Source organism: Sphingomonas flavida, from assembly GCF_036663655.1.
Lineage (GTDB): Bacteria > Pseudomonadota > Alphaproteobacteria > Sphingomonadales > Sphingomonadaceae > Sphingomonas.
In genome coordinates this window covers 31,090-54,456 of sequence record NZ_JAXOJH010000018.1, presented here as the reverse complement: position 1 = coordinate 54,456, position 23,367 = coordinate 31,090, and the positions used below count along the sequence as shown (strand labels likewise).

Annotated in this window: 17 protein-coding genes, 1 tRNA gene and 1 pseudogene; 12 read left to right on the top strand and 7 right to left on the bottom strand. The window is 65.1% G+C overall.

Annotated elements, in window-relative coordinates; all coding sequences use genetic code 11:
- Positions 1 to 106: integrase core domain-containing protein (locus U1703_RS16270; protein ID WP_332784933.1), on the top strand; the 106-nt coding region annotated here is incomplete at its 5' end.
- A gap of 268 nt (positions 107 to 374) precedes the next feature.
- On the opposite strand, the gene U1703_RS16265 is transcribed toward U1703_RS16270, so the two are convergent.
- The 3 genes from U1703_RS16265 to U1703_RS16255 form a co-directional block, all read right to left on the bottom strand.
- Positions 375 to 3,203 carry a TonB-dependent receptor plug domain-containing protein gene (locus U1703_RS16265; protein WP_332786527.1) on the bottom strand — a complete coding sequence of 943 codons (2,829 nt, stop codon included), beginning with the start codon at positions 3,201 to 3,203 and terminating at the stop codon, positions 375 to 377.
- A gap of 155 nt (positions 3,204 to 3,358) precedes the next feature.
- Positions 3,359 to 5,065 carry a DUF885 family protein gene (locus U1703_RS16260; RefSeq protein ID WP_332786526.1) on the bottom strand — a complete coding sequence of 569 codons (1,707 nt, stop codon included), beginning with the start codon at positions 5,063 to 5,065 and terminating at the stop codon, positions 3,359 to 3,361.
- 154 nt (positions 5,066 to 5,219) lie between these two features.
- Entirely contained in the window at positions 5,220 to 6,809 is a 1,590-nt protein-coding gene (locus U1703_RS16255) for a DUF5597 domain-containing protein (protein WP_320453780.1), read from the bottom strand.
- Between the two features lie 322 nt (positions 6,810 to 7,131).
- On the opposite strand from U1703_RS16255, the pseudogene U1703_RS16250 reads away from it, so the two are divergent.
- A pseudogene (locus U1703_RS16250) lies at positions 7,132 to 7,621 on the top strand (IS5 family transposase); the annotation flags it as partial.
- 88 nt (positions 7,622 to 7,709) lie between these two features.
- Positions 7,710 to 8,717, top strand: coding sequence for an IS110 family RNA-guided transposase (locus tag U1703_RS16245; RefSeq protein ID WP_332786525.1), 1,008 nt, complete (start codon positions 7,710 to 7,712; stop codon positions 8,715 to 8,717).
- Positions 8,718 to 9,197: 480 nt separating this feature from the next.
- Here U1703_RS16245 and U1703_RS16240 read toward each other — a convergent pair whose 3' ends face one another.
- Complete coding sequence (locus U1703_RS16240) at positions 9,198 to 9,896, bottom strand: SDR family NAD(P)-dependent oxidoreductase (RefSeq protein WP_332786524.1); 699 nt, start codon at positions 9,894 to 9,896, stop codon at positions 9,198 to 9,200.
- Positions 9,893 to 10,633: a YaaA family protein gene (locus U1703_RS16235; RefSeq protein WP_332786523.1), complete on the bottom strand. Its 741-nt coding sequence runs from the start codon at positions 10,631 to 10,633 to the stop codon at positions 9,893 to 9,895. Before U1703_RS16235 ends, U1703_RS16240 begins: the two co-directional genes overlap by 4 nt.
- Positions 10,634 to 10,800: 167 nt before the next feature.
- Between U1703_RS16235 and U1703_RS16230 the strand changes: the two genes are divergently transcribed.
- A complete protein-coding gene (locus U1703_RS16230; protein ID WP_332786522.1) occupies positions 10,801 to 12,090 on the top strand; it encodes a hypothetical protein in 1,290 nt (429 codons plus the stop codon).
- A gap of 124 nt (positions 12,091 to 12,214) precedes the next feature.
- Here the strand turns inward: U1703_RS16230 and U1703_RS16225 are convergent, their stop codons facing one another.
- Positions 12,215 to 12,682, bottom strand: a complete 468-nt coding sequence (locus tag U1703_RS16225; RefSeq protein WP_042487895.1) for an Lrp/AsnC family transcriptional regulator — start codon at positions 12,680 to 12,682, stop codon at positions 12,215 to 12,217.
- A 191-nt stretch (positions 12,683 to 12,873) separates the two neighbouring features.
- On the opposite strand from U1703_RS16225, the gene U1703_RS16220 reads away from it, so the two are divergent.
- Positions 12,874 to 14,733 (top strand): sensor histidine kinase, encoded by a 1,860-nt coding sequence (locus U1703_RS16220; RefSeq protein WP_332786521.1) that lies wholly within the window; start codon positions 12,874 to 12,876, stop codon positions 14,731 to 14,733.
- 2 nt (positions 14,734 to 14,735) lie between these two features.
- On the top strand, positions 14,736 to 15,746 hold the full coding sequence (locus U1703_RS16215; RefSeq protein ID WP_332786520.1) for a polysaccharide deacetylase family protein: 1,011 nt from the start codon (positions 14,736 to 14,738) through the stop codon (positions 15,744 to 15,746).
- Between the two features lie 43 nt (positions 15,747 to 15,789).
- Here U1703_RS16215 and U1703_RS16210 read toward each other — a convergent pair whose 3' ends face one another.
- Positions 15,790 to 16,836, bottom strand: coding sequence for a mannose-1-phosphate guanylyltransferase/mannose-6-phosphate isomerase (locus U1703_RS16210; RefSeq protein WP_332786519.1), 1,047 nt, complete (start codon positions 16,834 to 16,836; stop codon positions 15,790 to 15,792).
- A 167-nt stretch (positions 16,837 to 17,003) separates the two neighbouring features.
- On the opposite strand from U1703_RS16210, the gene U1703_RS16205 reads away from it, so the two are divergent.
- From U1703_RS16205 to U1703_RS16180, 6 genes are all read left to right on the top strand, one after another.
- The gene (locus tag U1703_RS16205; RefSeq protein ID WP_332786518.1) at positions 17,004 to 18,392 is read left to right on the top strand and encodes a TIGR03013 family XrtA/PEP-CTERM system glycosyltransferase; all 1,389 of its coding nucleotides are present in this window, start codon (positions 17,004 to 17,006) and stop codon (positions 18,390 to 18,392) included.
- Between the two features lie 65 nt (positions 18,393 to 18,457).
- Positions 18,458 to 20,404 carry a tetratricopeptide repeat protein gene (locus U1703_RS16200; RefSeq protein WP_332786517.1) on the top strand — a complete coding sequence of 649 codons (1,947 nt, stop codon included), beginning with the start codon at positions 18,458 to 18,460 and terminating at the stop codon, positions 20,402 to 20,404.
- Between the two features lie 49 nt (positions 20,405 to 20,453).
- Positions 20,454 to 21,275, top strand: a complete 822-nt coding sequence (locus U1703_RS16195; protein WP_332786516.1) for an ATP-binding protein — start codon at positions 20,454 to 20,456, stop codon at positions 21,273 to 21,275.
- Between the two features lie 114 nt (positions 21,276 to 21,389).
- Positions 21,390 to 21,466: transfer RNA gene (locus U1703_RS16190), tRNA-Pro, on the top strand.
- Positions 21,467 to 21,638: 172 nt separating this feature from the next.
- Positions 21,639 to 22,856, top strand: a complete 1,218-nt coding sequence (locus tag U1703_RS16185) for an FAD-dependent monooxygenase (protein WP_332786515.1) — start codon at positions 21,639 to 21,641, stop codon at positions 22,854 to 22,856.
- Positions 22,853 to 23,347 carry a DUF427 domain-containing protein gene (locus tag U1703_RS16180; protein WP_332786514.1) on the top strand — a complete coding sequence of 165 codons (495 nt, stop codon included), beginning with the start codon at positions 22,853 to 22,855 and terminating at the stop codon, positions 23,345 to 23,347. The genes U1703_RS16185 and U1703_RS16180 overlap by 4 nt, the downstream gene beginning before the upstream one ends.
- Positions 23,348 to 23,367 lie beyond the last annotated feature (20 nt).

Sequence of the window (23,367 nt, the reverse complement as noted above, 5' to 3'; positions counted from 1 at the left end):
ATCGCTGGCCGGATGGATCGAGGACTACAACGACAACCACCCCCATTCAGGGCTCAAAATGCGTTCACCGCGCGAACATCGCGCACTGGTTTCTGCAACCGCTTGAATCCGTCCGGTGAAACGGGGGTCAGATCAAATCCGCGAGACCCTTTTCGGACGATCTGGTATGGTTTTCGGGAAGCAGGTCATAGCCAACCCGGCGCCCGGCAAGGATGCTGCAAGGTCGATCAGTGCGGCATGATGACTTGAAATCTGGACAGGCAGGGGCACGAATATCGTGCCAATCCGTTCAGGTGACGACAAGCTTGTCGCCCGGGGCGGCAGCGCTTGCACGCTACCGCCCCGGGCTTGCAGTCAAGGGTCAATGTCACTTCTCAGAACTTCGCGCTGATCCGAGCGTAGGTGAACCGATCCGACAGATTCAGACCCGCGCAGCTCAGACAGTTGGGCGCATTCGTCGCCAGCACGTTATTCATCCCCAGGCTCAACGTGAAATTCCGGTTGGCGAAGGGCAGGTTCCAGCCGATCTGCGCATCCAGATACGTCACGGCAGGCACGTTGGAATTGTTGAACCCCGGTTCTCGCGCGCTGCCCAAATACCGGGCGATGACCGCGACGGAGTAATCTCGGCTCTTCCAGTCCAGCGTCGCCAGGCCCTTGATCCGCGAATAAACCGTGCCGCCCTGCTGCGTGCCCTGAAGCTCGGTCTTTTCCGTACCGGTCGCCGTCGGCAGCGTGACCGAATATTCCAACAGGTAATTGGCCAACGCCGTCAATCCGATGGTGCCTGAACCAATCTGTGGCGAACGGTAATTAAGCGTCAGGTCAATGCCAGCGCTCTTGAGCGACGAGATGTTCTGCAACAGGCCGCGAATTTGCGTCACCTGTCCACTGGCCGAGCGCGTGACGCTGGCGCAACTGACGGGATCGTTGATGTTAGCGCAATTCGCCAGCAGCACATCCGCACCGACTGAGGCAATCGCGTCATCTACGCGAATCGTGTAATAATCGACCTCGACGCTGAAACGGCTCGCAAGCCCCGAAGAGATCATGAAGCCGGGGCTGTAGACGCCGCCGAAAATCCAGCTCTCCGACGTTTCCGCCCGCAAATTCCTGTTGCCGCCGGTCAACACCGGCAACGTCGTATCGCTTTGAATATACGATCCGTTTGCAGGCACCCCGCGGGAAATGCAATTCCGCCGAACAGTTTCCGAAACCCCGCTATGGTTGAAATCCGAGCACGGATCGACCGCACCGCCGTCGAACCGGGACGGCGTGCCGAACAATTCGCCGATGCTCGGCGCGCGGAACCCCTGCGCCCATGTGCCGCGCAGCCGCAGGTCGTTGAACGGTTTCCAGTTCAGCCCGGCCTTCATCACGGTCTTCGCGCCGCTGGTCGAATAGTCCGAACGGCGGGCCGCGAAGGATCCTTCGAGCAGGCGCAGCATTGGCAGATCCTTGAACAAGGTCGCATTCAGCTCGCCATATAGTTCGTGCACCGTGAAGCGCCCGGCGGAGGGCTGTGCGGGAATGTCCGAACCGAGGCCCGCCGCCACAATCGGATCGGGCGTGAATGACCCGGTCTGCTCGCGAAATTCGTAACCGGCAGCGACGCTGACGTCGCCCGCAGGCAGCCGGAACAGCGGGCCGCTGATGTTGAGGGTCGCATCGGTCATCGTCTGGTCGCTGCGATCGCGCTGCGTAAACGCAACGTAATCGAGCATCGCCTGCGTGATCGTGCCTTCACCGCCGAAGAGGTTGAGCGGCACGCAACTGCCGGTGCACGCGCTGATCGGCCCGACCGCGCGGGCGAGATTCGCGGCATTCACGTTTCCGTGTGCCACCTGCTTCGCGTTGTTCTCGGAATAGACGCCGTTGACATCCCAATACCACGTGCCCGGGCCGAACTCGAACTGCCCGTCAAGCGTGGCGCCCATATACATGGTGTTGACGGTCTGCCGGTAATTGCGTGGGCCGTTCTCCGTGAAGCGGCGAGCTACGCGCTGGTAATTGGCGGGGCTGCCGTTCGTCCCAGCATTCAACGTTATGCCGAACGGATTGTAGGGGTTGGTCGCGTCGATCGACACGGTGTCGAGCAGATTGCCGTTGCCCGCATCGGGACCGAGTATGACCGGCAGCGGCGCGGCCTGATTTTCCGACGTGCGGCGGTTGTAGATCACCTTCCCCAACAGCCTCACCGAATTTCCGAGATCGGCTGAGAAATTGACAAACGCGCCGATCCGCTCCTGCGGTGTCAGGACGTAGTTCGGTGGCACGTAATTATAGCGGTCGGAATTCGTGAATGCCTTGAAATCGCTGTTCGCACCGGTCGGGTCGGCGGGGTCGAAGCGCGGCGACGCGATAGGATTGCTCTTCAGCGTCAGCGCCAGCGTTTTGCCCGTCAACGGATTGGTGAAGATGAAACGCCCATTGGGGGTCGTGCCACTGCAGTTTGAATCGCAACTGGTCGCTCCAGGTGTCGGGAATCCGGATGCGAAGATCTTGTCTTGTTTGACGAAATTGCCGCCCGCCACAAGCGAGACCGGCCCGCCGCTACCACCATTGCCCCAGTTCACCTGATAATTTTGCGTGGTTCCGCGGCCGCTGCCCCAAGTTCCGACATAGGCACTGCCAATGAATCCCTTCTGCCGGGTCTTGGTGATGATGTTGACCACGCCCGCGACCGCATCCGATCCGTAGATCGTGGATGCGCCGTCGCGCAGGACGTCGATCCGCTCGACCATCGAATCCGGAATGGCGTTGAGATCGACCGCGCCGGGAATGCCGCTGGCGGCCGCGCCGTTGATGAAGCGCATGCCGTCAACCAGCACCAGTGTACGGCGTGAACCGAGATAGCGGATGTCGATTTCACTCGATCCTGCACCAACACCGCCACCATCGGGCGGATTGCCGTTGTTGCCGCTGCGGTTGAAGCTGGAATTCAGGCCGCCGCCATTGCTCGGCAGGCGCTGGAGGAAATCACCGATCGACGACGTGCCGCTGCGCTCGATATCGGCGCGGTCCAATATCGTGACCGGTGCCGGATCGTTGAGCGGATCGCGACGGATGCGCGAGCCCGTTACCACGACCGTGTCCGCATTTGGTTCCGCCGTTTCCTGCCCCATTGCCGGTGTCGGCATCGCCGATGCCATCAGCATGAGCATGAAAACGCGCCGTCTGTCGAAGTACTGCATATTCGCCATGATAAGCCCCCTTCTCTCTGATGATTTTCCTAGTCGGAGCGCCCTGTTCCGAGGGCGCACTGAACCCTTCCGACCACGAAGCCTCGCGCCGGTATTGTTTTATGGTGTTCGATCTTCTTGGCCGCGGGTCTGGCGCCCGCTCCGGCTACGTCCGCTTATTGCGGCTTCGGCGGTATGACTTCGTCGTGGATCAGCGCGACCGGCAGGATGCCGGCGCTCATCATCCGGCCGATAAAGTCGCGCATGACGAAAGCTTTGCGCGCAGCATCGTCGGCGCGCACGGCATCGGCTATCAACCCGTCGATTTGCAGCTTGCCGATGATGTAACTCGGCCCGTAACCGGGTTGGCGCGCATAGAGGAGCTGCTCGAACGCGACGAGCGGGCTTTCCGGGTTGGACCAGCCGCGCGGCGTCCATTCCGCATGAAACTTGCCTGCTTGCGCAAGCGTCATCTCATTGGACTGGACATACAGGGAGGCGAGGCCCCGCGCCGCACGATTTGCCAGCATGATCCAGACCAGTTCGCGGCCATGCGGGATGTTGTCATACATTCCGGCCTGCATGACGATCTCTTCAAATGCCGTCGCCAGACCTTCCGACCTGTTAGCAAAGATATTGTAGAGCGGCGGCGTGCGGCGGATCGCGCTTGCGCTGGGTTGATATTTCAATCGCGCCAAATCGATCCAGTGCGACGCATGTGTCACGAGCGGCAGCGGGTCTTGCGATGTTACGTGCGAGAAGAAGTCGCGATGGTCCGGCGGAACATAGTCCGGTGTCTGCGCCGCCATCGCCGAACGATATTCCGGCCTGGCCTCGGCAAAACCTTTGCTTTCCATGAACGCACTGAAAAAGGCCGTCTTCTCCGCCGCCATCCTGCGGTACGCGACCGGATCGTCCGCCGTTCGCACCGGTGGTACGTCGCTGTTGCGCAACTCCTCGAGCGTCAGGGAGGAGATGGCCCGGTCCAGTTCCCGGCGCAACAGCAGGACCTGCTGATCCCAGTCATACGGCAACAATTCCACATTGGCGACGTACCAATTGTAATTGTCCTTGCCGACGCCGCTCGGGCCGGTCTTGCCCGGCGCCTGCTCCGCGATCCATGTCGCGAAGCGGTCCGTCGCCCTGCGGGCCGCTCGGATCGCCTGCAGCAACGCAGGCGTCGCCCCGGTCATCGTCGCGGGAAGGCGCCCATCCAGCGTGCGCATCGTGAGAGTGCCCGCCTCCAGCGCGGAAAGGACCGCGCTCTGCTGCCTGAAGGCCGCGCCGCCATAGACCCACAGGTCGCGGGCATTGCTGGTTTTCAGATTATCCCGCGCGCTTTCCAGCAGTTTCGGCACCGACGCCAGCATCGCCGTCAGCTTCGCCTGTTCCTTTACGTCCAGCGGAAACTTGAAATCATACAGGTTGATGTTCGGATAGGCGTAAGGCCCCTCATGCGCGGGCACATCGCTCCAATCGGCGAAGACCGTCGCATAGAAGGTGGGGTCGCGCGACCAAGGATGCAGAACCCGGAAATCGAAATCCATGCCGTTCATTTCGGCTTGGGCCAGCCTGTAGTCAGCTAGCGCGTCGACCGGCCAACCCACCGTATCGATCGCCTTCAGTCTGGCCATGAAGTCCGGAAGCGCCGCCTTCTTTTCCGCCATCGCCGAGTCGCTATAGTCCGGCAGATAGCCGTTGAGCGCCGGGGTTGCGAAGGCGCGCCAATCTACGAAAAGCTCGGTTAGCGCTTCGTAGTTGGCGGGCCTCTCCCCAACAGCAGATCTGGACGCGTTCGCCAGTGGCGTAACCTGCGCAAGCACCGCCGTCTCAGGAGAAAGGGGCGCCGTCAGATAGAAGATGATTATGGCTAAGCGTTTCATATCACCCCCCGACAAATCGAGTTGCGTATTAAGGCATAGTCAGAAATACATCATATAGTATACTTTAGATCAAGAGGATTTGTTCAGGATTGTAACATAAGGACTATTTTTGCTTTCACGGTGCCTTGCGTCCTCACCGGTACGGAAAGCTCTTTTAAAGCGGCGCGACTCGTACCCGCAGCAACCGCGGGTCGTGGCCAAAGTTGAGACCGAAGTCGGTTTCGTCGCCGTTCAGCCAGCGAGAAACCTGCCACGACCCGTCCACGAAACGTCCCTCTTCGACGCGCATGAGTTGGCCGCGCCGGCCATCCGACGACATCCGCTTGAATTCCAGCCGCGCATCGACACCCGAAACCAGAAAACTGCCGTCGTCCATGGCGAGCACGAGGGCCCGTCCGGTCTGCTCCGGGGAATTGGGGACGATCGCGGGCGTATCGCCCCATGCCGGCGGGCCGAACGCGACATCGACGCGCCAGCCATCCGCCAACGGGATCGTCTGGCGCGCCTGCCCGGGCTCCTCGACGACGGCCTGAAGCCGATGGTCGAAGCCGCCCCGTGCGATCAGATCGCGGATTGGATCGAGCAGCGCGAAGTTCACCCGGTGCGCGGCCGCCGCAGCATCGGTCGTCGGCCCCTTCGCATCATCGATGCCGAAGACCGAGAAGCCGATACCGCCATGGTTGAGGACGTAGAACAGATAGGGCGCGATCTTCGGGTCGAAGCCCGTTTCCGAAACCCAGGACGGATTATCCGCACGGGCATATTGCCCCAGCACCTTGCGATACTCGGCGGCATCGCTCGTGTAGACATCGGTACCGATGAAGTCGATCGACGGTGTCACGCTGCGCCACACATCGAACATATTCCATGTCGCCCCGCCGCTCGGATAATCGCCACCGGGACGGCTGAAGCCCTTGTAGCGCATCCAGACGTTCACGTAGGTGGGCAACGGGTAGACAGCTTTGCCCGCTGCGGCGATCTGCTCGATATAGCGCGCCGTCGCCCAGGCGTTGAACGCCTCGTCGGCGTCCGGGCCGAACACGGTCCGCCAGTCGCCCGGCGCTTTGCCGAGCCGCGTCGTCACCGCCGCCGGCACCGCCGCGCGAAACGCGGCCTCCGCCTCCGCACCATGGTCGCGCACCGCGCCGATCGCACCCGGTTCGTTCTCGACCTGCACCATGATGACGGTGTGGCGCTCGCCATCCACCTTCTTCAGATGCGCCAGCAACGCCGTATAGGCAGAGCGGTCCGCGTCGAGATTGGCTTGCGAATGCGGGGATAGGACGTCCGTTGGCAGACCGCGCTCGTCGATCGTTCGCGGATAGCGGGCGGGGTCACCCTTCACCCATTCCGGCACGTAATGCATTTGCCCGTTCTTCCAGGTGCCGAACCACAGGAAGACCAGACGCTTGCCGGTTTCCCGTGCCTTCGCGATCAGGGCGTCGACGTTGGTAGTGTCGAAGCGTCCCTTTTGCGCCTCAAACTGCTCCCAATAGATCGGCGCCTCGATCGTGTTAGGCGCGAGTGCCTCAGCCGCGCGCCACGCCTCCGGCAGCATTGCCGGCCAAGCGCTCGAATTGTGCAACTGGGCGGCCAGAACGAAATAGGGCTTTCCGTCCACCAACAGCATGAACCGGTCGTCGCGGCGCTCGATCCGGGGTATCGGCTCGGCGGCGGCGGACGCCACCATCGCCGACACCACGGCAAGCCCGGCTATTGACGAGGCAAATCTGTTGAAGCGCATACCATAGATCCCCTGCTCTAGTTTCTACCGGGCGCCACCGCGTTCAGGCCGGGCGGACTGCCGAAAGCATATCGAACGCTGACCGTTCTACGCTGGTGATCACATCTCGAAGTTCATACGAACCGCTCTAAGCGGGGAAGCTGCACCGCTCAGTTCTCGACTGTTGAGCTTTTGGTATACTATATCTGAAAATGGCTGAGGTGTCCATCGCAATTCGTTGTCCTCGCCGCAGAGTCGTCGGTACAGCGCCGCGATGTTGTATGGGAGAATTGTTCAATGCAGGCGTACTGAGTTGCTGCCGGTTCCGCGGACACGAGGTTAGATGATGATCGACGCGACCTACCTCAAAGCGCGCCGCACGGCATCGAGCCTGCGGGTAAAAAAGGGGGCTTCGGCCGCCTGATCGGACTCACCGAAGGCGGCATGAACACCAAGCTCCATGCGGTCGCCGACGCGAACGGACGCCCGTTGAGCTTCTTCATAACAGCATGCCAGGTCAGCGACTACACCGGCGCGGCAGCACTGCTTGATGATCTGCCAAAAGCACAGTGGCTGCTCGGTGACCGCGGCTACAATGCCGATTGGTTCAGAGACGCCCTGCATGCCAAAGGCATCCAGCCCTGTATCCCAGGCGCAGATCGCGCAACGAACCGGTCAGATACGACAAGCGCCGCTACCGGCACCGCAGCCGCATCGAAATGATGTTCGGCCGCCTGAAAGATTGGCGCCGCGTCGCCACCCGCTCCGACCGCTGCCCCACCGCCTTCTTCTCGGCCATCGCTCTCGCGGCCACCGTCATCTTTTGGCTGTGATCGAGTCATCGTGTAATTTGTGGCTGCTTCCCCGGGCCGGCTGAGCGGCGCACCTTCTGGTTGTCGGACCTGAAGGAAGGAAGCAGCTATGAAGCACTATGCCGGAATAGACCTGTCGATGGAAACGTCGCATGTCTGCATTGTCGATGCCGAAGGGCGCAAGGTCGCAGCGCAATGCGTGGACAGCACGCCGGAAGCGATCACCGCGCTGCTGGAGCGCCATGGTCCGATGGAACGCGTGATGATCAAGACCGGCCGGATGACGCCGTGGGTTGCTCGTGGCCTGCACGAGTTGGGCGTCGCGATCATGTGCATTGATGCGCGCCAGGCCCACCAGAGCCTCAAGGCGATGAAGGCGAACAAGACTGATCCGCACGATGCGGCGGGCCTCGCACAGTTGGCTCGGACAGGCTTTTACAAGGAAGTGCACGTCAAATCGCCAACGTCGCATGGGGTGCGCTCGGTGATCACCGCCCGCGCGCATCTGGTCGAAGCCCGTGTCCGGCTCGACAACACCATCCGCAGCCTCTGCGCCACCTTCGGGATCAGGCCGGGGGCTGGCCAGGGCGAGCGGTTCCTCGCGCGGGTGCAAGCCGCCATTGCTGTTCCGGGTCTCGGCGAGGCGGTGGCCGCACTGCTTCGGGCGCGGGTCGGCCGGGTTGATGAGATCCGCCAAATGGATCGCGATCTTAAGGCGATCAGCATCGCCTCTCCGGCCTGTCAGGCCCTGATGAGCATCTCTGGCGTCGGCGTGCAGACCTCGGCTGCGTTCGCTGCCGCCGTCGATGAGGCGGGCTGGTTCAAGCGGTCCCGCACGGCTGGCGCCTATTTTGGCCTCGTCCCACGCCGGCACCAGTCCGGCGAACTCGACTGGACGGGCCGGATCACCAAGCGGGGAGACGGCACCGTCCGCAAGCTGCTCTACGAAGCGGCCAACTCGATCCTGACGCGCACGCGCCAGACCTTCGCGCTGAAGACCTGGGCGCTGAAAATCGCCAAGCGACGCGGTCTCAAGAAGGCCCGGGTGGCGCTCGCCCGCCGCCTCGCCGTCATCATGCACGCCATGTTGCGCGACGGCACCTTGTTCGAGGCCTGAAAAGAGGTAAGCTCCCTTCGCCAGCGGCGATGCTCTCCAGCTGACCCGATGGCGGTGTCCCGCGAGGGAACGCAGGGACGGACGATCTGCGAAGGTTATCAGATGGGCTGCCAAGCCCGCTTCGAGTCAATGCAACGTCCGGCCTTGTGAGACCCGATACAGCACCACCGGCCGACAGGTCGGCGAGTGCGGACAGATCCTTGAGACCCTCAAGGGACAACCGCCGAGCGGACGCAAATTACAGATCCTACCCTAGCGATTATATGGGCTCTGGAAGGCGCTCTCAATCAGAATTTCCCAATGATCTGAGTGCCCATCGCTTTCACCTCGGGCGCGCCATTTTCCTACATCGATGAATTGGCAGGCGTAGTACTAGCCATGGGCCGACCTTGCCCATTTCTCCCCTGGAAGGGGAGGTGGCAGGCCGAAGGCCTGACGGAGGGGGGGCTCCTCCCTTCCCGGATAGGACGCCCCAAGCCCTTACGGCTGAACCTCCTTGCCCTCCCAATCGAAAAGCTTCCCGCTGTCGGGCGCCTTCAATCCGTCGATCACGTCGAGCAACTGCACGGCGGCCCGGTCGGGCGTGAACAGGCCGCCGGGGCGGACATTGCCCTGGAACGGCTTGGACAGTGCGGTATCGACGGTGCCGGGATGCAGGGCGACGATGATCGCGCGGTCGTTGCGCCGCTTATGCTCGACCGACAGGGTTCGGATGAACTGGTTGAGCGCCGCCTTCGACGCGCGATAGCCGTACCAGCCGCCCATCCGGTTGTCGGAGATCGACCCGATCCGCGCAGACAAAGCGGCGAACAGCGTCTTGCCGGTCCGGGGCATCAGCGGCAGGACATGCTTGGCGACCAGCGCGGGGCCGATTGCGTTGACCGCGAAATTCCGCGCAAGCCAGGTGGGGTCGAGCTGTCCCATCGCCTTTTCCGGGCCCTGTTCGCCGGCGTGGAGCAGGCCGGTCGCGACGATCACCAGGTTGGGGGCGGGGCCCTTGGCAATTCGCTCTGCGGCGGCGGAGATGCTGGCTTCGTCCTCGAGGTCGATATGCCCGTCGCCGCTCAGTGACCGGGCGAGGCGGGTGACCGCGACGCCTTCTTCCTCCAGCGCATCGGCGAGGCCTTTGCCGATCCCGCCTGAGGCGCCGATGACGACCGCCCGCTTCCACTCGCTCATCGCACGAATCTCCATAGGGTCGGCGTGCTTGCCTGGGCATCGAACGCATAACCGTCGCTATCGAAGCCGCGCATCGCATCGGTTTCGGTGATCCGATGCTCGACCATCCAGCGTGCCATCGCCCCGCGCGCCCGCTTGGCGTGGAAGCTGACGAAGCGGTCGCCTTCGCGGAAATCGACCGCGATCATGCGGATCGCGGCGGGCAGGCGGCCGTCGACGGCATGCCAATATTCCTGGCTGGCCAGGTTCAGGACGGTGCCCGATCCTTCCGCCTCGACCTCCTGGATCAGCCGCGCGGCGATCCGGTCCGCCCACCAGTCGGTCAGCTTGCCGCCACCCGGCGCCCAGCGCGTCCCCATTTCCAGGCGATAGGGGCGCATCGCGTCCAGCGGACGGAGCAGGCCATAGAGTCCCGACAGCATCCGCAGGTGATCCTGTGCGAACAGGATGGCGGGTTCGTCCAGCGTCTTGGCCTCCAGCCCGGTATAGACGTCGCCCGCAAAGGCGAACACCGCTGGACGCTCGGGCGCGTCGGCGAAGTCGCGGAAGCGTTCGGCATTCAGGGTCGCCAGCGCGGGCGATATGCGCATCAGTGAGCCGAGCTTGTCCGCCCCCAGCCCGGCCGCAGCCCGGGCGAGTTCGTCGGCTTCGTGCGCGAAATGCGGTTCCGTGGGGGCAAGATCGGGCAGGGGGCTCTGATAATCGAGCGTCTTGGCGGGGGAGATGACGGCAATCATGACCGCGCCCGCTAGCGCCCGGAGCGTTTGCGTTCAATCCGCGTTCAGCGGCGGATGGTCATGATACGGCGCATCACCGCATTGCTTGAACGGGACGGCCGCTGTCCCTACAAGTCCGCCATTGACGGTCGTGGACCCGACAGGCTCTATTCTTGGAGAAAATTCGCATGAAGATCATTCCGAAGCTTGCGCTCGCGGCCGTGCTGGCGACGAGTGTGAGTGGGGTCGCCCTGACCGTTCCGGCCGTTGCCCAGAAGAAGAAGGCCGAAGAAGCCGGTGGCCTGAAGCTGAGCCCCGAGGCGCTGAAGGCCGCACAGGCCGCGCAGCCGGTGATGCAGCAGAAGAACTACGCTGCCGCCGAGCCGCTGGTCGCGGCCGTCGAGGCCGCCGCCAAGACCGAAGACGACAAGTACATCGCGGCTGCGCTGCGCTACGAGCTCGAATCGGGCAAGCTGTTCGCTGCGCAGCAGGCCAATCCGAACACGCCGGTCGACGAGGCCGCGCTCGCCAAGCCGCTCGACGCGCTGATCGCCAGCCCCTCGACCCCGGCCGCCGACAAGCCGCGCTACGTCTATCGTCGCGGCGCGCTGGCCTATAACGGCAAGCAGTATCCGATCGCCCTGCAGTATTTCCAGCAGGCCAAGCAGCTGGGCTATCAGGACCCGAACCTGCCCATGCTGATGGTCAAGGCCAAGTATGAGTCGGGCGACATTGCGGGCGGCAATGCCGAGCTGGCGTCGGTCATCGACCAGATGAACGCCTCGGGCCAGAAGGCGCCGGAGGACTATTACAAGTTCGCGATCAGCCGCGCGAACAAGACGAAGAACGTCCCCGAATCGCTGACCTGGATGCGCAAGTGGCTCGTCGCCTATCCGACGGCGCAGAACTGGCGCAATGTCCTGGTTATCTATGGCCTCCAGCAGGGTTCGCTGGCGACGCTGGACAAGAACCAGCGGCTCGACCTGTTCCGCCTGATGCGCGCGTCGAAGTCGCTGGGCGACCAGAACGACTATATGGAATATGCGCAGTACGCGACCGACAAGGGCCTGCCCGCCGAGGCCGCGACCGTGCTGAAGGAAGGCATGGCGACCGGCAAGATCCCGGCCGGAAACGCCACCGCCAAGGCGATGCTGACCGCCGCCGAAGGCAAGAGCAGGCAGGAAGGCTCGCTCGCCCCGACCGAGGCCCGCGCCAAGTCGGCCGGCGACGGCAAGCTCGCCGCGCTGACCGCAGAGGCCTATTATGGCCAGGGCAACTACGCCAAGGCGGTCGAGCTGTACCGCGCCGCGCTGCAAAAGGGTGGTGTCGACGCCAATGAGGTGAATACCCGCCTCGGCATCGCGCTGGCCGCGCAGGGCGACAAGGCCGGGGCCAAGGCGGCGTTCGACGCGGTCAAGGGTGCGCCGCGTGCGGACCTCGCCGCGTTCTGGAACACCTATCTCCAGACCCAGGCGTAATCGGGCTTCTCCCCCCGCGTTCACATGCGGGGGGAGCGGCATCGGCCAAGCGACCACGCCAAACGAAAAGGGCCGGTCCTCCGTCATGGAGAACCGGCCCTTTCTCATGAACCGCTGATCCGGCTCAGTCCGCCTCGATCGGGATGCCGGAAACCTGCTTGGCGGTGCGGATGGTCAGCGACGTCTTGACGCTGGCCACATTGGGCGCAGGCGTCAGATGGCCGGTCAGGATTTCCTGGAAGCTCTTCAGGTCCGACGCGACGATCTTCAGGATGAAGTCGATCTCGCCGTTCAGCATATGGCATTCGCGCACTTCCGGGATACCGGCGACATGCGCTTCGAAGGCGGCAAGGTCATGCTCGGCCTGGCTGCGCAGCGACACCATCGCAAAGACGGTGATCGGAAAGCCCAGCCGTGCGGCATCCAGATCGGCATGATAGCCACGGATCGCCCCCGCTTCTTCCAGCGCACGCACCCGGCGCAGGCACGGCGGCGCGGTCAGGCCCACGCGCTCGGCCAGCTCGACATTGGTCATCCGGCCATCGGCCTGCAACAGCGCCAGGATCTGTCGATCGATACGATCCAGCGCCATTACACGATACTCCACATAAACTACCGAATCCCTATGCCGTATCACGGCCTACTATAAGAAAATTACGCACTATCGTAATTCTCCGACAATGCAACGGCACGCATAAGGATATTTGCAGGTTACCAGTTGGAAGGATAAGGACGCTAAGACAGGAAGCTGGCGGCCAAAAGGCCATAGGTGAAGGGAGCTCGGTGCGGTTCGACGACAGTCTGGCGACGATATTATCGGCCGACACTGCGACGCCATTCGGCGCGCAGACTGCCTGGCGGCAACTTGTCGACCTGATCAGTCGGGGACGTGTGCCCGCCGATCCGCCGATGCTCGAACGCCTATCGGCGCTGCGTGCGACGGTGCCGGTCGCGGTGCGGGCCGCCGGTGCCCGGATGCTCGGGGCGGGGAATCCCCCGGTCGAACTGGTGGCGTTTTTTGCTGAGGACGAGCTGCCGGTCGCTGCACCCTTGCTCCGCGCGGCGCAACTGGGCGATGCCGACTGGCTTTCCATATTGCCGCGCCTGTCCCCGCGGACGCGCTCCATCCTGCGGCACCGCCGCGACCTGTCGGACACGGTGTCGCGCGGGCTGGAGAGTTTCGGGCCGGTTGATTTCGTCCTGTCGCACGTCGCGGCGGAAAGCCCTGACGCGATTGCGCCGATCATCGCAAGTGATGCACCGGCCATGACCGTGCCGCAGGAACCGACGGCCGCCCCGATCAAACGGCCCGACCTGCTAGCCACCACGCCGCCCGAGCCGATTGCGGCGCCGGTCGGGGCCAAGCCGATTGCGCCGGAGCCGCCTTTGTCGATCCTGCTCGATCCGGTGCCGATCCAGGCGGCGACGCCGTTCGTCGCGCTGGGCCAAGTCGCGCGTGGCCTGCCGTTCATGGCCGAGGCGCTGCGCCATGCGACGCCCGCCGCCGCACCGCCGCGATACGAGATCGCCGACCTGGTCGCCCGCATCGATGCGTTCAACCAGCGTCGCGAGGAAGTGCCGGGTGCGCCGCAGAATGATGCGGGGCCCACCCATTTCGACTTCGATACCGATCCGGCGGGCTTGATCCTGGGCGTGGAGGGCGTGACGCGCGGACCGCTGGTCGGGGTCAGCATCGCCGATACCGCGATGCAGGGGCTGGCCCAGTTCGACGGCGTGGCGATGGGGGCCTTTCGACGGCGTTCGCCATTCCGCGACGCGCGGCTGGAAATTGGGGGCTCGTCGGCGGCGGCGGGATCGTGGCGCGTATCGGCCATGCCGCGCTTCGATCCGGTATCGGGTCGATATTGCGGCTATCGCGGCAGTGGTCGGCGACCGCGCCGTGACGAAATGGCCAATGTGACCGAGGTGGTGCCCGGCGGCGAAACCACGCCCTCCGATTCGCTGCGCCAGCTGGTCCACGAGTTGCGCACCCCGGCCAATGCGGTGGCGGGATTTGCGGAACTGATCGAGAGCGAATTGCTGGGGCCGGTCGCGCCCGTCTATCGCGACCGCGCCAGCGCGATCCGCGCGATGGCCGCCGACCTGCTCGCCTCGGTCGAGGATTTGGATACCGCCGCGCGGATCGAGGGGCATGTGCTGGATCTACGGCCGACCGTCGTGCCGCTGGCCCCGCTGATCCAGCGCGTCCTGGCCGAACTGCGCCCGCTGGCCGAACTGCGCCGCGCGGAGATTCGCTTTGACCCGCCATCGTCCCCGATCGCCGCACTTGCCGACGACCGGGCGAGCGAGCGGCTGCTGACGCGGCTGTTCTCGGTGCTGCTGTCGAATTGCGTGGTAGGCGAACGCCTGTCGGCGAGCCTGGGCATCGATCAGGGCATGGCGGCGCTGAAGGTTGATCGCCCGCTGGCCCTGACCATCGAGACCGAAGCCGCGCTGCTCAGCGACGCCGGCGACGAGGAGCAGCGTGACGGCGCGCCGCTGCTCGGCACCGGTTTTTCGCTGCGACTGATCGACAAGCTCGGGGCCGAGATGGGCGGTGGGCTGACCATCGGTCTTCACCGGGTCGTCCTGGCGCTGCCGGTCGGCGACGACCAGCGCGCGGGACGGACCTCGTCCGGCTGAGCGTGGCTACCCCGCTCCGTCCCTGGCGTCACGACGCCGCCACGCCCGACGAGCGCATCGACTGGCCCGTCGATTTCGGCCGCCGGTTCCTGGTGTTCGTCGATGTCGAGGAGGAGTTCGACTGGTCTGCGCCGCTCGATCGGCGGCACCGCTCCACCAAGGCGATGCGGGCGTTCGCGCCCGCGCACCGGCGTTTCGCGGCGGCGGGGGTCGGCCTGACCTGCATGGTCGACTATCCGGTGGCGGTCGATCGGACGGCGGTCGCGACGCTGTCCGAATGTCTTGAGGACGGGCGTTCGGAAATCGGCGCGCAGCTACACGCCTGGGTCACGCCGCCGCATCATGAGGTGGTGGACGCCTTTACCAGCCATGCAGGCAACCTGCCCTTGTCGCTGGAAGCCGCCAAGCTCGATACGCTGACCCAGGCGATCACGACGTCCTTCGGCAAGCCGCCCCGCAGTTTTCGGTCGGGCCGCTACGGCTTGGGGCCATCGTCATTGGCGCTTCTGGCGGGGCGGGGATACCGGATCGACAGCTCCATGCGGGCGCTGCATGATTATGGCGATGCCGGCGGCATGGATTTCAGCGCGATCGACGCTCAGGCGTTTCGCCGTGACGGCATGATCGAGCTGCCGTTGACCAGCGTCTACACCGGGCTGCTGCGCGAGGGAGGCAATTCGCTCTACGAACGGGCAGGGCGGTGGCCGCGCGGGCGCGGTGCTCTGGCGCGACTGGGGTTGCTCAACCGTATTCCGCTGACGCCCGAAGGGGTGGGGATCGGCGATGCGCTGGTCGGGATCGACCGCGCGCTGGCGGATGGCTGCCGACTACTGACCTTTTCATTCCACTCGCCGACGCTTGAGCCAGGGCACACGCCCTATGTCCGTACGGCGCGCGACCGGGAGATGTTCGATCGCTGGTGGGACAGCGTATTCGAACGACTGGCACGCCACGGCGTGACCGCGACAACGATCGGCGAGGTATTGGCGACCGCCGATCGGATGACCGGCTGACAGGTTCGACCGGGCCGCAATTCCTGCGGCCCGGTCGTCGTGATCACTGACGCTTCATCGCCTCGATCAGCTTCTTGACGTCCTGGCTCCGGCCGCGCGGCAGGATCAGGATGTCGTCGCCGCTGGCCACCACGATCAGGTCCTGGACATCAACCGCCGCGACGCGAACGCGGTCGGTGCGGATCAGGCAGTTCTTGGTATCGATCGCCAGCACTTCGCCGCGATGCGCGTTGCCGAAACCGTCAAGTTCGCTGATCGCGTGGAGCGCATCCCAGCTGCCGACGTCGTTCCAGCCCATGGCGACGGGGACGACCGCGACGCGCTCCGCCCGCTCCATGACCGCATAGTCGATCGAGTCCGACGGACATGCGGCAAAGGCGGCCTCGTCGGGCCAGATCCGCTTGCCTTCCCGCTTGGCCTCTCGCACGGCCTTTTCGGCGGCGATCAGCATTTCGGGGGCGTGTTGACCCAGCTCCTCGAGATAGCGGTCGGCGCGGAACAGGAAGATACCGCCGTTCCAGGCATAATCCCCGCGCGCCAGCATCGCCTCGGCGCGCTCCAGCCGGGGCTTCTCGACGAACCGCGCAACCTGATGCACCCCGGCGGCGAGTTCGCGCCCGACCTGGATCCAGCCATAACCGGTTTCCGGCTTGTCCGGTGCGATGCCGAACGTCGCCAGCCATCCTTCCGACACCATCGGCAAGGCGGCGCGGATCGCCGCATGGAATGCGTCCAGATCGGCGATCACATGGTCGGACGGCATGACCAGCAGCACGTCTTCGGGTTTGGCGATCAGCGCGGCAAGCGCGATGGCGGGCGCCGTATTGCGTGCCACGGGCTCCAGGATCAGCGCCTGGGGCGGGGTTCCCGCATCGACCAGCTGACCTTCGACCAGATCGGCGTGACGCTGGCCGGCAACCACGATTGGTGCGGCAAAGTCGTTGGAGTTGGTCCGCTGCGCCGTCAGCTGCAGCATGGTTTCGTCCGACGTCAATGCCAGCAGCTGCTTCGGCATTTCCGGCTTCGACATCGGCCAGAGACGCGTGCCGGAACCACCGGACAGGATGACCGGCACGATTTGATTATGCATGAATGCCCCTTCGTTATGCCGCACTGAACCGATAATAGCCGGTCGGTGTGGCGCCTGTAACGCATGAAAACGCATTTCTTCATGCTTCGTTTGTCATTCTTTGCAAAAATTGAGACAGTTTGGGGCAAAGGCCTCGGCAAGGCCTCTGGGGATTACACGCTGGCTAGATGATCCGCCTGTTCAAACATTATGTCCCCCATGCGGCGCTGTTGCTCGGGCTGGTCGATTTCCTGCTGTTGATGCTGGCCGCCGAGCTGGGTTGGCTCGTACGTGCCCGGCAGATCGGTTTTCCGGCGGGTTCAATCGTCGAGCGTCTGCCGCAGGTGCTCAGCTTCGCCATCCCGCTTCAGGTGGCGTTGCTGGCGGTTGGGGCCTATTCGGCGGCGTCGTTCCTGTCGTTGCGCTTTGCCGCGGCGCGGCTGATGGTGGCGATCTCGATGGGCGTCATCCTCCTGTCGCTGATCTTCTTTTTCTTTCCCAACCTGTCCTATTGGCGATCGAGTCTTTTCTTCTCGATGATCCTTGCGATCGTCATGCTGGTCGTCATGCGCAGCCTGCTCGGCGGCTTGTTTGGCGGCGACCGCTTCAAGCGGCGCGTGGTCGTGATGGGGGCGGGCGAACGCGCGGCCCAGATCGTCGCCCTGGCGTCGCGGCCCGGTTCGAACTTCCTGGTCGCCGGGGCGATCGCCATGAATCCGCAGGAAGTCGAAGTGTCCGACGCCATCCCGCGCGACGCCATCCCGAGCCTGCGCGGCTTCGTCATCGATCGTGAGGCGAGCGAGGTCGTGCTGGCGATTCAGGAACGACGCAATGCACTGCCTTATCAAGACCTGCTGCGGGTTCGCACGACGGGCGTGAATGTATCGGAACTGTCGAGCTTTCTGGAACGGCAGACGGGGCGCATCGACCTGGCCTCGGTCAGCCATAGCTGGCTGATCTTTTCCGAGGGCTTTTCGTCGGGGCGGATGTGGTCGGCATTGTTCAAGCGCGCCTTCGACGTTTCGGTCAGCCTGATCCTGCTGGTCGTCGCGGTTCCGATCATCGCCTTGACCGCCATCGCCATCAAGCTGGAATCGCCGGGCCCCGCCTTTTACCGTCAGCGTCGTATCGGATTGTTCAACGAGCCGTTCGACATCCTGAAGCTACGCTCGATGCGTCAGGATGCGGAGGTCGCGGGGCAGGCCGTCTGGGCGGAAAAAGACGATCCGCGCATCACCCGCATCGGCCGCTTCATCCGTAAGGTACGGATCGACGAACTGCCTCAGGTCTGGTCGGTCCTGGCGGGCGAGATGAGCTTTGTCGGGCCGCGTCCCGAACGTCCGCAATTCGTCGCACAGCTCGAGCAGGAGATTCCCTTCTATGCCGAGCGGCACATGGTCAAACCCGGTATTACCGGCTGGGCCCAGCTCAACTATCCCTATGGTGCGTCGATCGACGATGCGCGGCACAAGCTGGAGTACGACCTCTACTACGCCAAGAATTATTCGCCTTTCCTCGACGCGCTGATCCTGTTGCAGACGTTGCGCGTGATACTCTGGCCCTCGGGTGCCCGTTGAGCGGCACGTCGGGGACGGGAACACCCTATCGCGGACGCGATCGGCGCAAATCACATCCCTATCCGATGATGCGGCGCAAGCGGCGCGTCTGGCGACGCCGCACGATCCGGCGACGAATTCGGATCGTGATGGTCCTGCTCGTCATCGCGCTGGCGATGGGCGGGCTGCTCCTATTGCTTCGTGGCGGAAAGCCGCCGGTCGATCCGGTGCTGGCGATGCGGCGCGCCACGACCGCGCTGGAGGTCGGCAATTATCACGCCGCGCACGATCAGGCGCGACAGGCGGCGGTCGCCGCGCCGGGGTCGGGGCCGGTTCAGATGATGCTCGCGCGGACCAGCCTGTTGCTGGGTGACGCGATCACCGCCGAGGCGGCACTGGACCGCGCGCTGGCGGATGGCGTGCCCCTGTCCGCGACGCTGGCCGACCGGGTCGAGGCCCGATTGCTGCTCGACAATCTGGAGGGGGCACAGGACGCCGTCGACCAGATGCCCACCCAACGCGACGCCGCGATGACCCGCGCCGCCGCGCAACTCGCCGCGGCTGAGGGTGGCGGCGGCGCGGCGCTGCGGCAAAGCCTGGAACAACTCGTCGTCCGATTTCCGAACGACGCGCGCGCCTGGGCCGATCTGGGTCGTAGTCGCTTTGGTGCGGGCGACATGGACGGAGCATCGCGGGCGGCGGCCCGTGCCGCTCGCCTTGCGCCCGCCGATCCCATCGCGCTGACCCTGCGGGGTGAGGTGGTGCGCGCCCGCTATGGCCTGGCGGCGGGCCTTCCCTGGTTCGAGGCGGCGCTGGGGCGCGATGCCTATTACCATCCCGCCCTGATCCAGTATGCCGCGACGCTGGGCGATCTTGGCCGTGCCAGCGAAGCCCTGGCCGCGACCCGCACGGCCCTGGTGTCCGAGCCGGGCAGTCCCGAGGCCTATTATCTCCAAGCCGTCATCGCCGCACGGGCCGGGCGGTTCGCCCTGGCGCAACAGGCGTTGGAGCTGACCGGTGGTGCCTTGAACGCAAGGCCGTCGGTGGCGCTGCTGGAGGGGGCACTCGCCTACGCCCAGGGGCGTCCGCAACGCGCGCTGCGGGCGTGGGGGCGGCTGGTCGCGATGCAGCCGATGAACGTCGCCGCGCGGCAGTTGCTGGCGGCGGCCCAGGTCGCGGCGGGGGATCGCCCGGCGGCGCTGGTCACGCTTCGCCCGATATTGTCGCGAGCCGATGCCGATGGTTACGCGCTGCGGCTCGCCGCCCTGGCGGCGGGGCCCGGCAATGGCGTGCTGCTCGACCGGGTGGCGTCGGGTCGTCGTGGCGATGCCGCGATCTTCCTTGCCGATCGCCCGGTCATCGATCTGGCCATTGCCGCCGACGATGCACCGACCGACCCGACCTATGCCCTGGGCCTGATCCGTGGTCTGGTGAGCAGCGGCAACAGGGCCGGGGCGCTTCAGCGGGCACAGGCGCTGGTGCGGGCGAGCCCCGGTGCTCCGGCGGCACAGTTGGCCTATGGTGACATGCTGGCGACGGGCGGCCGTATCGCCGAAGCGGTGGTCCCCTATGCCCGTGCGGCCGACTTGACCTTCGACGAGCCGACGATGCTGCGCCTGACCGACGCCTATCAGCGGACCGGTCGTGTGCGTGACGCCGCCGTCAGCCTGGGGCTTTACCTCTCGCAAAATCCGCAAGGCATTGCCGCGCGTCGCCTGTTGGCGCGGTGGCAACTGGCCGCCGGGCAGTGGGATGCCGCGATCGAAACGCTGGAGGGACTGCGCAATCAGCTTGGCCTGCGCGACGTGGCGTTGTTGCACGATCTGGCGATCGCCTATGCTCGCTCCGGCGACGGCGTCGTCGCGCGGCGATACGGCGCGGCAGCGTATCGGCTGGCCCCGATGAATGCCGGGGTCGCCGACGCCTATGGCCAGGCGCTGGCGGCCGATGGCCAGAAGGACGGTGCGCAGCAGTTGTTCGACAAGGCGCACGCGCTTCGACCTGATTCCATGCCCTCCGCCACACCACGCTGAAGCCGGTCCTCGCTTGGCAGGGCGGTTGGTCTCGCTTACCAGCGGCGTCATGACCGATCCCGCCACGACGCTCCTCGACCGTATCGCCGCCGCCCTGGAGCGTCTGGCCCCGCCGCCGCCGCCCTCCGCCGACGCGCTGGCGCATCCGGCGTATCTTTGGCGAGACGGGGCCTTACGGGCGGCACGGAGTTTTGCGCCGATCCCGCTCGACCTGCTCAAGGGATTGGAGCGGCAATCCGAGGCGCTGTTGACGAACCTGTTCCGGCTGGCCGACGGACATGCGGCGCAGGACGTGCTGCTATGGGGAGCGCGGGGCACGGGCAAGTCGGCACTGGTCAAGGCGAGCGTCGCCGCCGTGCAGGCCGACCGTCCCGGTCGCCTGGCGCTGGTATCGGTCGATGCGCTCGACAGCCTGCCGGAACTGTTCGCGACGCTGGAGCGGGTCGACCGGGCCTTTGCCGTGTTCATCGACGATCTGGGGTTCGAGGGGGCAGGGGAGGCCCGCAAGCTGCGCTCGTTGCTGGATGGCGGCGCGGAGGCGCGCCCCGCGCATGTCCGCCTGCTGGTCACCGCCAATCGCCGCCACCTGCTGCCCCGTGATCTCAGCGAGCAGGACAGCGCGATCAACCCCCGCGACGTCGTCGACGATCAACTGGCGCTGGCCGACCGGTTCGGCTTGAGCCTGGGTTTCCATACGCTCGACCAGGATGGCTATCTGGCCATCGTCCGTGGCTATGCCGAGCGGTACGACCTGCCGTTCGACGGCGCCGAGGCGGTGAACTGGGCGACACGCCGGGGCAGCCGATCGGGGCGCGTGGCCTGGCAATATGTGGTCGATCTGGCCGGTCGTTTGGGGCGGGCGCTGCAATAATTTTGCGGGCGGAATAAAAACCGCTTGCGCCGATCCGAACCGCTGGGTATTGGCGCGCCTCCAGCACGGATCGGCCTTCCCGAACGGCCCTAGAAAACGATCCGTACTCCTAGTCGGGGAGTAGCTCAGCCTGGTAGAGCACTGCCTTCGGGAGGCAGGGGCCGGAGGTTCGAATCCTCTCTCCCCGACCATTTCTTGACATCGATGGCGTGAAATCACCCCTTGCCGGGGCACCGCCTCATATTCTCCGCGGACGCTCGGCCGTGACGCACGTCACGATCGCTCCGGCGACGGCGGAGGCTATCCCTTCTCGGTCACTTTTGCGTCCTGCCGCGTTATGCCACGCGAAAAGGAGACGCCGTCATGTCCACCAGGGTTCTGATCACCGGCGCGAGCATTGCTGGCAACACGCTGGCCTGGTGGCTGGGCCGTGCGGGGTTCGACGTGACGGTCCTCGAACGCGCGGCGGGCTTTCGCGATGGCGGCCAGAATGTCGACATTCGGGGCGTCGGACGCGCGGTGCTGCGCGACATGGGGCTGGAAGACGAAGCGCTGGCGGCGGGAACCGGTGAAGAGGGCACCGTCTGGATCGATGGGGAGGGGCGGATCAAGGCGCAGTTCCTGACCGATGAGATGGGCCGCGACGGTCCCACGGCGGAGATGGAGATCCTGCGCGGTGATCTGGCACGGCTGTTGTACGACCGGGCGAAGGACCATGCGCGCTATCGTTTCGGCGATCACGTCACCACGATCACCGAGACGAGCGGCGCGGTGGAGGTCGCCCTGGCGAGCGGCGCGACCGAGACGTTCGATACGATCCTGATCGCCGAGGGTGTCGGTTCGGCCACCCGGGAACTGGTTTTCCCAGGCGAGAACCGGCCACGCTGGATGAATATGACGATGGCCTACTTCACCATCCCGCGTGTCGCCGATGACGATCGCCTCTGGCGCTGGTATCACACGACCGGCGGGCGGAGCATCTCGCTGCGTCCCGACCGGCACGATACGACCCGCGCGATGCTGTGTATCCAGAAGCCGCCCGAGGGCGAGCAGGCATGGGACCGGGCGCGGCGAAAGGCCTGGCTGCGCGAAACCTTCGCGGATGCCGGATGGCAGGCGGACCGTGTCCTGGCGGGCATGGAGGACAGTGCCGATTTCTATTTCGACGTGTTGCGCCAGGTGAAGATGCCGCGATGGGCGCGCGGACGGGTGGCGCTGTGCGGCGATGCGGCCTGGTGCGTGACCCCGCTTGGTGGTGTCGGTGCGACGCTGGCGGTCACGGGCGCGCGGGTGCTGGCGGGGGAGATGATCCGGTCGAACAATCCCGGCCAGGCGTTCATCGCCTATGAACGCGCGATGCGGCCCATGGCCGAGAAAGCGCAGGGCATCCCGCGCATCGTTCCACGACTGGCCAACCCGCATAGCCGATGGGGCATCCGCATCCTGCACGGGGTGCTGGGGCTGGCGAGCACGGGCCCGGTCATGGCGGCTGCGGGCAAGCTGTTCGGCGGCGGTGACGCAAAGGAGCCCGACCTGTCGCGCTATCGACCGCCCGCCCCCGTGCGGGAGGTAAGCCGGTGAGGCCCAAGCCCGATCCCGTCGCGCCGGGCCAGGAAAGCGTCTGGGACTATCCGCGCCCCGCCATTGCCGAGCCGACCCGCCGTCATGTCCGGATCGAGCATCGCGGGATCGTCATTGCCGAAACCCGCCGACCCGTCCGCACGCTGGAGACCAGCCATCCGCCCAGCTGGTACATCCCGCCCGACGACGTGATGCAGCGGATGCTGCGCCGATCCGATCGCCGGTCCTTTTGCGAATGGAAGGGCGAGGCGATCTATTGGCATGTCGATATGGGCGACACGGTGCTGCGCGACGTGGCGTGGAGCTATCCCAACCCAACACCCGCCTTTGCCGCGCTTCGCGACCATCTCGCCTTCTACGCAGCGCCCTTCGATCGGTGCACGGTCGATGGCGAGGTCGTCCGGCCGCAGCCGGGTGGCTTCTATGGCGGCTGGATCACGGCCGCTCTCGCGGGTCCGTTCAAGGGCGTTCCCGACAGCATGGGCTGGTGACCAAAAAAAGGGCCCCGGCT